We start from the raw sequence: 13958 nt of genomic DNA on the forward strand, positions 1-13958 counted from the left end.
TCGTTTTTCAGCAATTTAAAATGCGCAATCAATATTCATTCTTTTTCTTAAATAGGATTTCATCCTTTATCTTTATGACAAATTATCTCACCATGAATAAACTCTATTATCTACTTATCGTTTTTGCTGTTCTCGCTTTCGCGAAAGCAGAATCACAGCAATTACCAGAGCCACCAGAAGAACAAAAGTTCTATGAATCACAAGAATTCAGGCTACTAGGACCTTTCCGTGGTGGACGAAGCGCAGCGGTGACAGGAGTTCCTGGAAAACCGAATCTATTCTACTTCGGTAGTACTGGTGGTGGCGTTTGGAAAACTTTGGATGGTGGACGCACATGGAGCAATATTTCTGATGGATATTTTGGAGGTTCCATAGGTGCGGTAAGTGTTGCGCCTAGCGATCACAATGTGATTTATGTAGGTGGTGGCGAGAAAACACTACGTGGTAATGTATCGAGCGGTTACGGCATCTGGAAAACAGAAAATGCAGGAAAATCATGGACGCAAGCTGGACTGCCCAAAAGTAGACACGTACCTAGAATAGCGATTGACCCTAATGATCATAACATCGTTTATGCAGCGGTTTTAGGAGATATTTACAAACCTACCACAGATCGTGGCGTATACAAATCTACCGATGGTGGTAAAACATGGACTAAAAAATTATATTCAAACGATCTTGCTGGTGCAGTAGATTTAATCATTGACCCAAGTAATCCTCGTAATTTATATGCTACCACATGGCGTGTACAAAGGACTCCTTATAGTTTATCAAGTGGTGGCGATGGTAGCGCCATCTGGAAAAGTACCGATTATGGTGAAACATGGAAAGAGATTTCTACTAATGAAGGTTTTGCCAAAGGAACTCTAGGTATCATGGGAATTACCGTATCGCCACTAAGCTCTGACCGATTATATGCCATTGTAGAAAACAAAGATCAAGGTGGAGTTTATAGAAGTGACGACGCTGGACTTACTTGGAAAAAAACCAATGATTCTAGAAGCTTAAGACAAAGAGCCTGGTATTACACACGTATTTATGCAGATACTGAAGACATTGATAAGCTTTATGTAGTAAATGTTTCCTACCATAAAAGTACCGATGGTGGAAGAACGTTCTCCAGTGCAAGAGCACCACATGGCGATCATCATGATTTATGGATCGCACCAGAAGATCCTAACCGCATGATTATGGGAGATGATGGTGGCGCGCAGGTCACTTATGACGGTGGCGAGACCTGGAGTACGTATCACAATCAGCCTACGGCGCAATATTATCGTGTGACTACTGACGATTCTTTTCCTTATAGGATCTATGTTGCACAACAAGATAATGGGACGATAAGAATCCCACATAGAACAACTGGTCGCAGTATTACAGAAAATGATTGGGAAGGAACTGCTGGTGGAGAGAGCGCACACATTGCCGTAGATCCTAAAGATAACGACATCGTTTATGGTGGTAGTTATGGTGGTTATTTAACGCGTTACAATCATAAAACAAAGTCTCAACGTGCAATCAACGTATGGCCAGACAACCCAATGGGACATGGTGCCGAAGGAATGAAATACCGTTTTCAATGGAATTTTCCTATCCTCTTTTCTAAGCACGAACCTAATAAATTATATGCCTTTTCAAACAATGTGCATTTGACTACAAATGAAGGTCAGAGTTGGGAAACCATTTCGCCAGATTTGACTAGAAACGACCCAACAAAATTAGTTTCTAGCGGTGGACCGATTACTCAAGATAATACCAGTGTAGAATATTACTGTACCATTTTTGCTGCAGCAGAATCACCTTTAAAAGCTGGCGAGCTTTGGGTAGGAAGTGACGATGGTCTTGTACACTTATCTAAAGATGGTGGTAAAAACTGGAGCAATATTACTCCTAAAGGTTTGCCAGAATGGGCGCAAATTAATAGCATCGAGCCTAGCCGTTATGACGCTGCAACTTGCTATCTCGCGGCAACTCGTTATAAATTAGGTGATTTTGCTCCTTATTTATATAAAACTACCGACTACGGTAAAAGCTGGAAAAAGATAACCGATGGAATTCCTGCTGAGCATTTTAGTCGTGTGATACGTGAAGACGGTCAAGTACAAGGAATGTTATATGCAGGAACTGAAACTGGATTGTATATCTCTACAAACGATGGAAAAACATGGAAATCCTTCCAGATGAATTTACCTATCGTACCTATTACAGACCTTGCAGTGAAAGACAATAATCTAGTAATAGCAACCCAAGGAAGAAGTTTATGGATTCATGATGATTTAGGACTTGTAAGGGATGCTTTTAGTAGTTCGCTGGAGTCTACTTCGAGCCGTGTCGAGAAGCGAAAGCAAAACAACAACCAACTCTTCAAACCTAAAACAGCTTACCGCATGGGCGGAAGTGGAAGAGCTGGTTCACTAATCGCTGGAGCAAACCATCCTTCTGGTGTGCAAGTACATTATTATTTGCCACAAGTAACAAAGAAAGACAGTGTTTCTTTGAGTTTTTACGATTCTAAAAATCAACTGATAAAAACCTATTCTACCTACGACAAGAAGAATAAATTAAAGGCAAAAAAAGGAGCTAATTTATTCAATTGGGACACGCAATATGATGGAGCTGAACGACTACCTGGAATGATCCTTTGGTGGGCAAACCTGTCCGGATCAAAAGCGACTCCTGGTAATTACAAAGTAGAACTGACTGTAAATGGTGAGACACAATCACAATCTATAACAATAATTCCAGCTCCTAATGCTGAGGCGAGTGTTGCAGACATGCAAGCACAATTTGACTTTGTTAAAGAAGTGAACGCAACAGTAGATAAAGCGCACAAATCCATTAAAAACATACGTGCATTTAATAAAAAGCTAAGCGCTTTTGAATCTCTTTATGGCGATCGTGAAGAAGAAGGCATTAAAGACATGATCAAGATGTCTAAGGAGATGAAAGAGAAATTTAGCGAGGTAGAAAAAGCGTTGTATCAAACTAAAAACAGAAGCGGTCAAGATCCTCTGAATTTCCCTATTCGATTAACAAATAAACTGGCACATTTAAACAGTCTCGCACAAATAGGCGACTTTGCTCCTACTCAACAAAGTATTCAAGTTAAAAATGAACTTACTGCTGAGATTGAAAAGCAACTAGCTATTTTTAATCAGGTATTAGATTCAGATATTAAAAAGTTCAATGAGCAATTTAATAAGCTGCAGTTGGAATATTTAGTGATTGAGAAGGAAGAAGATTGATTGTGGTATTAAAATTTAATTTATAATAATGATAATTGTAAAAGAAGTAGAAAGTTACTTAGGGATCGAACTAGAGAAACTAGAAAATGAAAGTGAAAATGATTTATGGGACAATACTTACGTCACAGATGATCATAATAACCTTACTCATCTTTGTGTTTCACAAGTTAAGATTTCACAGCTTTCTATCTTATGTGAAATATTAAAAAGGTCTCCTTCATTGAAAGATTTGTATTTCGATTCATTAGAGGCAATTTCAAGTCTTGACCTTATAAGTCAACTCACAAATATTGAAACATTAAGATTTAATAGCACGAAAATATTAAATCAATTGGATTTTCGGAATTTCACTAATTTAAAACAACTTTACTTTTATGATATTGAATTTATAAATCTCAGTGATTTTATCGGATGTGAAAAATTAATATCCTTAGAGTTGAGCGGAATAAATACTATCCTATACGACGAACAATTTTCCTTGGAAACTTTAAAATCTTTAGAAGTCTCATTTTGTAATACGATAGATTTTACCTTTTTAAGCAATTTTAAAGATTTAAAATTTTTAGAAATTTCTAATTGCAATTTGATGGATATACCTTCAATTGAAAATTTAGATCAACTAATATCTTTGAGTTTAAGAGGGAATAATTTAAAAGAAATACCTTATGAGCGCCTAATTAATTTAAATAAGTTGAAATATTTGAATATAGGTGGAAATAATATAGAAGATATTTCTTTTTTAAAATATCTAAATAAACTGGAGTCTTTATGGTTAATCGAAAATTTTAATATTTCAGACTTCACTCCAATTTCCAAATTGAATAACTTAAATTCTATTAGTTGTGGGAAATGCAATCTAAAAAACATAGAATTTCTAACCAATCTTAAAAAGTTAAAAAGAATTGATTTACAGGACAATGCAATATCAGATATAGAACCCTTAAAAGATTTAGAAATAATTGAAAGATTAAATCTGGCAAATAATAAGATTAAAAAGATTGAAAAATTAAAATGTATATTGACGTTACAAAAATTTGACATTTCAAGAAATCTACTAACTGAATTCCCTAGGTGGATCTTAGAGACACAGACAGAAATTACTTGGAAAGATTATAGCTTTGGGGAAAAAACCACTAATGTTTATGAAAATTCTTTTAATAATATTCCAATAGAAATAATCCGCCTAGGTAAAGATTCAATAATCAGATATTTTAAAAAAATTGATAGTGAAGGTGCGGAAGTTATTTATGAAGTGAAATTAACTCTGGTAGGTGAAGGTGGTGCTGGAAAAACCTCTTTAAAAAGAAGACTTATAAATGAACATTCAAGTCTTCCGAGAAAAGATAAGAGAACTAGAGGAATAGAAATAAGAGATTGGACTTTCAAAGAGGTAAAAAATGTCAAACACAAAGCGCATATTTGGGACTTTGGAGGGCAAGATGTTTATTACCCAGTTCATAGATTTTTCATAACTGAAAATTCGTTATTCATTTTATTGGCGTCCACAAGGCAACAACAACATAATTTTGAGTATTGGATTCCAACTATATATCAATTTGGAGGAAATAGCCCTATTATTTTGGCTCAGACATGTCATGATGGAAACGGAAAAAACTGGAACGATCTGGGAGCATTTACTAGTAACGAAAATTTTAATATAATAAAAACGCAAATTAAGCCGTATTATGAACTAAATCTACCAAATAATAACAAAGGTCTTTTAAAGTTAAAACGTATTATTATTGATCAAATAATAAACTTGAATCATTATGGTAAAAGAGTTCCCAAAACTTGGTCTGCCATCAGAAACAAACTAAAAACAGAGTCTAAACAAAGTTCTTGTATAACATTTGATAGATTTTCGATAATATGTAAATCTATAAATAAAAATAGTTTTGAAAATAATAAAGACGTTGTAGATTGCTGTAATTTTCTCCATAGCATTGGCGTACTGATTTGGTATTCAAAAAATGAAACTTTAAAAAACTGGGTTGTACTAGAGCCTCAATGGGCAATGAATGCAGTTTATCTGATAATTGACGACGAGGAAATACAAAAACGCAAAGGAATTATACTCAATAAGGATTTTTCTCGACTTTGGTCCAATGAAGATTACATAAATAAAGAATTCGTATTAAAAAAAATGTTGGAAAGCTTTAAAATAGCATTTCCTAAAAAACATAGTTCCTCTGAGTACTTAATGCCGGCAAGAATGGATTCAATGCCGCCAGAGAATAAATGGAAAATACCTAAACCATATTTGAATGTGATTTTTAAATTTAAGTTTATGCCAAAAGGTATTTTAAATCAAGTAAGTGCAGAATTAAGTAGATATATTGAAAATGAAAATTCTGTTTGGAATGATGCCGTCAATCTTTTGTATGAAGATGATAAAACTTCTGCGCATATTTATGAGGATTTTTACAATCGCGAAATTATAGTTAAAAGCATAGGTCCAAATGATCGAGGCTTTATGATGATAATTATAGATGCTGTCAAGCAAGTAGTTAGTGAGTATCGAGGAGTTGAAAATGAAATATTAGTTCCTTGCATTTGTAGACGTTGTGAAGAAATGAATGACCCAACTATTTTTAAATATGAAAAATTAGTTGACTGGTTTTATTCACGCAAAAATGTAGCAGTAACTTGTAATGAAAGTGGCGAACAATTCTTAATATCTGAACTTTTACACAGTGTTGGATTAGACAAAAGCTTAAAAATAAAAAGTAATCAAATGTACGATGAGAAGAAAAAAATGACGAGAATTTTCATTTCATATTCCAAATATGATGAGAATTATTTACAAGACATGGAAGATCATTTAGTTACCTTAAAAAGCGAAGGACTTGCTACTTTCAATTGTAGACAAATTGATTTTGGTGATAAATGGGATGATCGTATTAAAAAAGAGATCGACGAATGTGATATCATGATTTGTTTAATCAGTGTGAAGTTTTTAAATACGGATTATATAAATAAAATTGAAATAGAAAAGGCTATTAAACAGAACAAAATTATTGTACCAATAGTTATTAAGGCATGTGATTGGGAGTCATCTTCACTAGGTAAATATCAAGCCGCCCAACGAGGAAAAGTAGTCTCGCTAGACAATAATGAGAAATTATTAGGCCGTATAAAGAGTAATACTGAAGAGGAAAGAGCAGCTTTTTGGACCGATATTATCAAAGAATTAAGAGCTAAATTATTCTAAATGCCATGCAAGAACTAAGCGGTTATTGGGAAGGTTATTTTATTTATGGGTTGGGATTTGAATTGCCTTTTTTTGGTGAGCGAGTGAAGATAAATGCACAGCTAACCTTTGAGGATTCTGAAATAATCGGGACGTTGACTGAAGAAAAAGGTCCTTTCTCAACAGGTAAAACGGTAGCTATAAATGGTTATGTAGAAGATTTTTTAATCTCGCTTGAAGTTCAGTATTCCACAAATCCAGTTATTCTAGAAGATGGTTTTACGACAGAAGAAATCGAGCATGATTTTACCATAAATTATAATGGAACCATTAATTTTCAAAAAAAGGCCATGAATGGTTTGTGGTATATGGAAAACGAGATAGAATCTCATCTCGATCTAGAAATACCACCTGCCGAAGGTTTATGGGTATTGAAAAAAGTAAAAAAACCGCAGAGTAATTTTGATTACTCATTGCTGGGACTGTAAATTAAAAGGATATAATTAAAACTTATTACTCATGGACAGCTTTAACACCGTAGCTTCAAAAGAGCATAGCAAACGATTTGCCCATTTCTCCTCCTTGGTTTACGTGGCGCAATCTAATGGTGTCATAGACGATGACGAAAAAGCATTTTTAAGACCCATTGCGATCAAACTAGGTATCACTGAAAAAGAGTATAACATGTTAATTGCCAATCCCAAAAAATATCCAGTAGAGCGCTCTTCTGATACTAATAAAAGTTTAAGAAGACTCTTTGAAATGTTTCAGGTCATTTATGCTGATGGAATACAAGACGATCTTCAAAGAAAAATAGTCTATGATTATGCATTAGAATTAGGTTTTTCACATCAATATGCAGAAAAAGTAGTTAATAAATCGGTAGTTTTGTTTTCTGGTAATTTTTCTTTTAAGGATTATCATGCTGTAGTTTCTAATGTATAAAGGCAAACCATATCTTCATTGTTATATGAAAAGCTGATTTATATCATCGTTTGTGATATGGAACAGTTATAACTTTATGCCCGTTAAATAACCCAATACTTATAAAATGAAATCCATACTTATACCCATCGACTTTTCTAAGACCAGTCATAAAGCCTTAAAAGTAGGAGCTACTATTGCAAAACGCATCAATGCAAAAATCAACCTCATTCACATGGCAGGACTTGAAGAAGGGCTCAATGATAAGAACAACAGCTTTGAACAAGCTATTTATTATAGCAAAGTCATAGGTCAAAAGTTTGAGGAATTAATAAAGGAACCCTACCTAGAAGGGATCATTGTAGAACCTTTGTTGAAAAAACATCTCGATTTCAAAGAGATTAGTGATCTTGCTTTGGAAATGAAAGCAGTGCTCATTGTAATGGGTTCTAACGGTAGCAAAGGTCTAACAGAAATTATAAAAGGTAGCAATACAGAAAAAGTGGTGCGCCATTCTGAAACACCAGTTCTTGTCGTTAAGGATAATGAGATCAATTTTGCTCCAGAACGCATACTTTTTGTAAGCGATTTTAATGTGGAAACTGTAAAAGCGTATCATAGAATGATAGAAGTTGCAACCATGCTTAATGCACGCATTGAGTTTCTATATGTAAATCTTCCAGGTGATCAATTTAAAAGCACCGGTGAAATGGACGAGATCTTACTGGAATTCTTTAGAAAGGTAAAGCATCCAGATGTGGTAAACGCTATCAAGACAGTAAATCGCTATGCAGATTATTCTGTAGAACAAGGCGCAATGAATTTTGCATCTTTAGCAGCAGCCGATATCATTGCTATTCCTACACATGGTCGCACAGGAATCTCACATTTACTTAAAGGCAGTATAAGTGAAGATATTGCAAATCATGCGGTGATGCCAGTTTTGACAGTTAAGATGTAAGTTAAAGCACGCTTTAGCGAAAGCAAGATAATGAGCCAATAATCGAGACGATCATTAAATAGTTTTGCAAATCAGAATCCAAACACAACAAAGTATGATTGTATTTTGTTGATTGTAAACAAGATTATTTTTATTAGATAAATCGAGTGATCGCAGGAATTTTATGAGCACTAGCAGTATATTTGCATCGTAAACGGCTACGTAGCTCAGCTGAATAGAGCACTGGATTTCGGCTCCAGCGGTCACAGGTTTGAATCCTGTCGTAGTCACTAAACGGGATTTTTCAAAATTATTTTGAAAAGTCCCGTTTTTATTTGCTTCTAACTTATCTGAAATTGAGGCGATTGCAGTAAAAATTGAATTCACTCTAAAAGTTCGAAGTCGGTCGTTTTTGAAGTCATACCCTATTCCTTCTGGAAACAGCATAAATTGAAGTGAGCGCTTTACTTCAATATTGCCTGATTGCCACAATGACGGTAGATTCAGGGCGAAATTTAAAGCTTTATCAATTGATTTTTTAAGGTTCGAACTATTAAATCCTGAGTTTGAAACTAGCTCCGTAATTTTGTTCTTTTCGGACTCAAGTTTTGATTTGAATTTATCATATTGAACCTTCGATATTTCTTCAAATACGAAACGTTCTTCCAACCTATCAAGTTTAACATCCAGCTCCGCAGCTTTAGTATTCAATACCTTTGCTTCATCTATCTGCTCTTTGTTTAAATCGATGAAAGTCTTCTCAATAATCTCTTTAAGAGGTTCTATGTACTTTGCATCAGATAGTGTGTAGTTTTCTAAGAGAGCCATAAATGAATTGTGAAGCTTTTTTGCGCTTCGGTTTTCTCTACTTCCAGATCTTCTGTTTTTATAGTAATACAAACCTTTCTTTTTAACTACATATCCTGTGTAAGGTGTGCCGCATTCTGTTGATTTAACGAACATTTTCAACGGTAGATTTTCATCATCAAGGTTGTACTTCCTGCCTTCTTCTCTTGAGTTGAGAAGATTATGAATCTTGAGGAACATTTCACGAGTAATCATTGGTTCGTGGTTTCCTTGAATTACTTCTCCTGGTATTAATTTGTTTACCATCAAGCCGCAGTAGAATGGATTTCTAAAGTAATCACTTAGCTTTTTTGCCGAAAGGTCTAATCCTTTTCGCTTAAGTTTTTTGGATATCTCAACGTGTGAGGTGTTTGACATCGCTTTCCACTCAAATGCTTTTTTTAGAAGTTTCCCTTTTTCATTAATTACAAAGTTAGGTTTCTTTCCTTTTCCCGGATTTGTATTTGTATAGCCGTATGGCCACGCTCCAGTCCAATCGCCTCTACGTAATTTTTCTTGCATTCCAGAAACGGATTTATCTCTTCTCAATTCATTATCAAATTGAGAAAACATATAATATAAGTTCTGTTGAAAAGATCCCGCACTAGTAGAAGTATCTACCTCTTGAGTAGCAGATATGGTAACAATGCCTTGTCTTTTCAGCTGGTCACTAATGTATGCACCGTTAGCACCAGTTCGTGAAAACCTATCATAAGAATACACTATGATATACCCAATGTCCTTTCGCCGTTTCACGAAGTTCAGCATCTTTTGAAAGTGCTTACGCTCATCACTTTTAGCAGATTCATAAGTCCCACCAAAATACTCTACCACATCAAGCCCTTTCTTTTGAGCAAGTTGCTCACAGTACTTTAACTGCGTATCTAAACTAGCATTATTATCTGCTTGTTCTTTAGTAGATACTCTTGTATAAATAACAGCATTTCCTGCTTGTCTGAGAGACTTGCTTTCGTCTTTTCGGGCAAATTGATTAAAGATGGATAAATCTTTCATTAGGCTACGTTTTGCTGAACTTGTTTGCATAATATGAGTGCAAACTGCTCAAGATTTTTAATTATTTCATCTGCCTCATCTTCGTTCACATTCTCAAACCCCTTAAATGATTTGAGTCTCTCTACAGACATTTTATTTTTTGTTATTTCCTTATTACTCTCTTTTTTTACATCTATTGATTGCATTGTTAAATCCGTGTACGGTATGCTAATTTTATAGTCATAGCGTTGGTGGGATGTGGGATGGCTTTATAAGCTCATTTCATTTTAGGTCAATCAATGCTTTTTAAGTTTTCATATTTATCTCGTCAAATTGGCTTCCGTTTATTCGGATCACAAATTGAGTGTGTTTTGCAAATAGTTACTCTATTTTGCTTTCTGTTTTACGGTACGGCTTATCAAAACCACTTTACCGTTAGCTTGTTTTATTTCGATATTTTGATATTCGTGCTGTTTTAGAATGTCAATGATTCTATCTTTCTCACTGATGCGTTCTGTTCCTTCAATCATATCGATCTCGCCATTCTTTTTGGTCACTTGGACAGATTGATAAGACTCACTTCTCAGTATGAGCATTACTTGGATTTCGTCTTTATTTAATCCTGCAAAAGCATTGAAGTTGGGTTCAGAAAACAGTACAGCTATATTTTCCTTAACCACTTGATTTAAGTTCAACACAATGTGATTGGTCACTTCGCCTTCCTGCAAGAGCTTTACATATTCATAATCGTCTGCGAGATATATGTTTCCTGCCACATCTGTTATTAGGTATAACGCTTTCGCGAAAGCGAGAACTTGAACAGCTGAATATTCTAACTTGCTTATGCTTTTACCTTCAATGGTAGTGTTCTCAAAAAGAAATTTTCTAACAGGCTTTATCCTCTCATTTGCAAATCCCAGATTGCGATATTCGATGATGATACCCATCCACAGAATATCTATGAGACTAAATTTCTTCCATCCACTATCAGTGTGGCGTTGATCTTCAAAGAGACCTATATCCTGCCAGTGCGTTATCATACGCCTTTCGGCATTAATAATATACTTATTTGCATATTCCTTCTCGTTGAGAAGTCGTAACAATTTAGAGTAATCTGTATTTGATTTTTTCAAGCTGATTGTTTTGAGAATACAAACATAACATTATAAACGTTACGAAACAAAGACGTTTATTTATTTTCAAGTAACGTGATGTATTTCATCATCGTTTGCTTTTCATTTTCTTGCGCTTCGATCATACGTTCACAAGCTTCAGTAAGCTTTAAATTAACGACCTTTAATTCCTTGTGATGCTTTTTATTAAGCTTGTCCAGCTTTTTAGATTTCTTTTTTAAATGATATTTCAACTCTTCTATGGTGCCTCCAGTCTCATCTCTTATTGCATTGAGTATACTATAGAAATCTGGAATGCAATGTTCATCTATTTTTTGAATGAAATTATTTATGATGGTTTCAGCCGATGGATTAGAATGTGTCGTTCTGTTATCGTTTATAATTTCCTTTGCGACATTCTTAACATCTCTTATAGTTCCGCTTCCAGCGTGTGTCACGAAAGAGCCTTCTCCTGTATCCTTAACTGAGTTGTCTATGCGATTATCTGTGGTACGAACTCTCGGAATGTAGTTCAAGGTTCGGTTTGAATAAAAGTAATTCATATCAACATCAAACATTTTTGCAAAGTTGATTAAAGCTAGGTGTGGTATGTGTTTAGCTCTACTTCGTACAGATGATATGATACTTCTATTGGATGGGTAAATAAGTTTCCCTAGACTACTATCATTACTCGGTTTTATTCCTAGCTGGTCATTTTTTTGCAAGACTTCGTCTATTGCATCTATAAATTTTAAATCTATGGTGTCGTAATCTGCATTCTGCTTCATAGTATTAATTTCATTATCAATTACTTCTCCTTTTTCTTTAGCGTTTTGATCTGTCATTTGTTCTAGTAAACTGAAAATTATTATTCAGTTTTGTTGTTTATTAAGCATCGTTTATACATATATTTGGCGATATAATTACAATATAGGCGTTAAATTGTTGCCAAATTTACAAAACTTTTACACTGAATTGTTAATCGAATCACATAAACTTTATAAGAATGTATCAACCTGATGAAATTAAAGCCATTACAAAAAAAATGCACAAGTATTTTGATAACCCCATAGCCCTTGTAGCTAAAGAATCGGGAAAATCAAGACCAACGGTTTCAAAATTTTTTAACCGAAAAGAGATTAGGCCATCTAGCGAAGAGCTTATTTACGAAGCCTGTCTTACGCTATTAGAATCCAAACACGAGAAAACATTGCGTAATAGTAAAAAGGGGAAAGTTCTCACTGAAAACATCCCATTACCCTCGCAAACGTCTATGAAGTTATAATGTAAATCTCATACTGATGAAATTTGCAGAAGATAGCCCAGACCAAGGTTTCCTTAGCCTTATCAAAGAAATCAAGGAAGAAATAGAGATGCTAAAAAAGCACCACAAGCCGACTAGTGAGATAGACAAAGCACACACTTTGCTGTTTCATAACAGTCCTAAAAATGAGTATAGTTAATTATTCCATCGCTTTTAAAGCATTGGATTATCACATTAAAGAACACAACCAGAATACAGATCAACTTTCCAACCGCATACGCCAGGCCATTGCCGCCACTGCAAAGGATATCATTAAAATTTACGGACTTTCCCTACTGAAAGCGAGTAATGTCACACAACTTGATCCACAAAATTTACCGCCTCTAAAGACCAACAATCTACAGTTGGCTAAAATGGGCAACGCCAGTCCTCGTACTATACAGCGTCACTTAAAAAGACTTATAGAAGCAGGAATCATTATCAATAAAATATGGCACGGTACCAATTCTGGATATGACCTCTGGGTCGAGCCAAAGATCTTGTTAGCAAACGGTTTAAAACAGGTTGATAAGCCTAAAAATGAGCAAGACTCACGGAATTTACAACCTACACACAATCAATATCTTAAAAAAACACATACGACAACTTGTCGTCATACAGACTCTAGTAACAATGGTTACATAAATAATTTAATAATAGGCGTTGATAACTCAAGCCGAGCCAAGCTATTCGGAGATAAAAGGAATTCGCTACCGCTCATAAAAGAAACAACGTCACGCAACGCTTCTAGCAACACTTTTACAGGATACACAGGGAAAAAATGCCCCAAAAAATCCAAAGATGCAGGGGAAAATGCGCGGAATCGAGCCACAAATCAAACTGGCGCCGAAAATTTGCCACGAGATTCGGCTCGTTCCGCTTCCCTTTCTGTTTATGTGAATGCGCTTTGGACGCTTTCGCGAAATGTGCTCTACCAAGACACCTATCTCACAGAATCACAAATCAAAATTGGTAAAGAGTTACTCTGGCAATGGTATAATCCAGTAGCCGATAAACATCTAGCAAATGTGCATCAATGCTATGTAGATCGCATAGAACTCGTACGGAAATATCTCGCCAAAGACCCAGAGCGTCGCTTCGTGCAGTTGCCAAATCAATATTTTGATCCTAAAAATAAAACAGGTTTTGCCGGCACAAAAAAATGGTGGCGAGACCACAAAAAACGCCAGGTTGAAGTGCAACTAAAACTCATCGTTGCTGCGCAAATACGCAGATTTCTAAACAATGAGAAAAAAGATACTGCCAAACAGAAACCGAGGTTGGCTCTTTTCAGGCAATGTGAGACGAGAATAGGCAAACTGGGACAACCTGAGCTTTTGCAACACTTCCACGCAAGTGTACTCAACCCATCTACACAACGATTTTTATACACCAATACTTAACG

The 13958-nt window shown here is 35.2% G+C and carries 11 protein-coding genes, 1 tRNA gene and 1 pseudogene; 9 read left to right on the forward strand and 4 right to left on the reverse strand.

What is annotated here, in order from left to right:
- Positions 1-92: 92 nt before the first annotated feature.
- The 6 genes from DDD_RS03105 (at position 93) to DDD_RS03130 (ending at position 8589) form a co-directional block, all read left to right on the forward strand.
- A complete protein-coding gene (locus DDD_RS03105; RefSeq protein WP_015361282.1) occupies positions 93-3245 on the forward strand; it encodes a VPS10 domain-containing protein in 3153 nt (1050 codons plus the stop codon).
- 28 nt (positions 3246-3273) lie between these two features.
- Positions 3274-6456 carry a COR domain-containing protein gene (locus DDD_RS03110; RefSeq protein WP_015361283.1) on the forward strand — a complete coding sequence of 1061 codons (3183 nt, stop codon included), beginning with the start codon at positions 3274-3276 and terminating at the stop codon, positions 6454-6456.
- 5 nt (positions 6457-6461) lie between these two features.
- Positions 6462-6923 (forward strand): hypothetical protein, encoded by a 462-nt coding sequence (locus DDD_RS03115; protein WP_015361284.1) that lies wholly within the window; start codon positions 6462-6464, stop codon positions 6921-6923.
- Between the two features lie 31 nt (positions 6924-6954).
- Positions 6955-7380, forward strand: a complete 426-nt coding sequence (locus DDD_RS03120) for a hypothetical protein (protein WP_015361285.1) — start codon at positions 6955-6957, stop codon at positions 7378-7380.
- 106 nt (positions 7381-7486) lie between these two features.
- Positions 7487-8320, forward strand: coding sequence for a universal stress protein (locus tag DDD_RS03125; protein WP_015361286.1), 834 nt, complete (start codon positions 7487-7489; stop codon positions 8318-8320).
- A gap of 195 nt (positions 8321-8515) precedes the next feature.
- Positions 8516-8589 (forward strand) — tRNA-Arg (locus DDD_RS03130).
- 736 nt (positions 8590-9325) lie between these two features.
- Here the strand turns inward: DDD_RS03130 and DDD_RS18215 are convergent.
- The 4 genes and pseudogenes from DDD_RS18215 to DDD_RS03145 all read right to left on the reverse strand — a co-directional run.
- Positions 9326-10189, reverse strand: a pseudogene (locus tag DDD_RS18215) (recombinase family protein); the annotation flags it as partial.
- A complete protein-coding gene (locus DDD_RS03135; protein ID WP_041566884.1) occupies positions 10159-10344 on the reverse strand; it encodes a hypothetical protein in 186 nt (61 codons plus the stop codon). The pseudogene DDD_RS18215 and the gene DDD_RS03135, both read right to left, overlap by 31 nt.
- Before the next feature lie 180 nt (positions 10345-10524).
- A complete protein-coding gene (locus DDD_RS18220; RefSeq protein WP_015361289.1) occupies positions 10525-11271 on the reverse strand; it encodes a DNA-directed RNA polymerase subunit beta in 747 nt (248 codons plus the stop codon).
- 56 nt (positions 11272-11327) lie between these two features.
- On the reverse strand, positions 11328-12095 hold the full coding sequence (locus DDD_RS03145; protein WP_015361290.1) for a hypothetical protein: 768 nt from the start codon (positions 12093-12095) through the stop codon (positions 11328-11330).
- Positions 12096-12256: 161 nt separating this feature from the next.
- On the opposite strand from DDD_RS03145, the gene DDD_RS03150 reads away from it, so the two are divergent.
- Genes DDD_RS03150 through DDD_RS03155 form a run of 3 tightly spaced genes read left to right on the forward strand, consistent with a single transcriptional unit; the run spans position 12257 to position 13956 of the window.
- Positions 12257-12535 carry a hypothetical protein gene (locus tag DDD_RS03150; protein WP_041566886.1) on the forward strand — a complete coding sequence of 93 codons (279 nt, stop codon included), beginning with the start codon at positions 12257-12259 and terminating at the stop codon, positions 12533-12535.
- A 16-nt stretch (positions 12536-12551) separates the two neighbouring features.
- A complete protein-coding gene (locus DDD_RS17915) occupies positions 12552-12713 on the forward strand; it encodes a hypothetical protein (RefSeq protein ID WP_015361291.1) in 162 nt (53 codons plus the stop codon).
- Positions 12700-13956 carry a winged helix-turn-helix domain-containing protein gene (locus tag DDD_RS03155; RefSeq protein ID WP_015361292.1) on the forward strand — a complete coding sequence of 419 codons (1257 nt, stop codon included), beginning with the start codon at positions 12700-12702 and terminating at the stop codon, positions 13954-13956. The genes DDD_RS17915 and DDD_RS03155 overlap by 14 nt, the downstream gene beginning before the upstream one ends.
- Positions 13957-13958 lie beyond the last annotated feature (2 nt).

It is taken from the genome of Nonlabens dokdonensis DSW-6 (genome assembly GCF_000332115.1).
GTDB classification, from domain to species: domain Bacteria; phylum Bacteroidota; class Bacteroidia; order Flavobacteriales; family Flavobacteriaceae; genus Nonlabens; species Nonlabens dokdonensis.

What these genes read in the sequence shown, in the direction of transcription:
- DDD_RS03105 (WP_015361282.1), top strand. Translation starts at nt 93, where the DNA reads ATGAATAAACTCTATTATCTACTTATCGTTTTTGCTGTTCTCGCTTTC.
- DDD_RS03110 (WP_015361283.1), top strand. Translation starts at nt 3,274, where the DNA reads ATGATAATTGTAAAAGAAGTAGAAAGTTACTTAGGGATCGAACTAGAG.
- DDD_RS03115 (WP_015361284.1), top strand. Translation starts at nt 6,462, where the DNA reads ATGCAAGAACTAAGCGGTTATTGGGAAGGTTATTTTATTTATGGGTTG.
- DDD_RS03120 (WP_015361285.1), top strand. Translation starts at nt 6,955, where the DNA reads ATGGACAGCTTTAACACCGTAGCTTCAAAAGAGCATAGCAAACGATTT.
- DDD_RS03125 (WP_015361286.1), top strand. Translation starts at nt 7,487, where the DNA reads ATGAAATCCATACTTATACCCATCGACTTTTCTAAGACCAGTCATAAA.
- DDD_RS03135 (WP_041566884.1), bottom strand. Translation starts at nt 10,344, where the DNA reads ATGCAATCAATAGATGTAAAAAAAGAGAGTAATAAGGAAATAACAAAA.
- DDD_RS03145 (WP_015361290.1), bottom strand. Translation starts at nt 12,095, where the DNA reads ATGACAGATCAAAACGCTAAAGAAAAAGGAGAAGTAATTGATAATGAA.
- DDD_RS03150 (WP_041566886.1), top strand. Translation starts at nt 12,257, where the DNA reads ATGTATCAACCTGATGAAATTAAAGCCATTACAAAAAAAATGCACAAG.
- DDD_RS17915 (WP_015361291.1), top strand. Translation starts at nt 12,552, where the DNA reads ATGAAATTTGCAGAAGATAGCCCAGACCAAGGTTTCCTTAGCCTTATC.
- DDD_RS03155 (WP_015361292.1), top strand. Translation starts at nt 12,700, where the DNA reads ATGAGTATAGTTAATTATTCCATCGCTTTTAAAGCATTGGATTATCAC.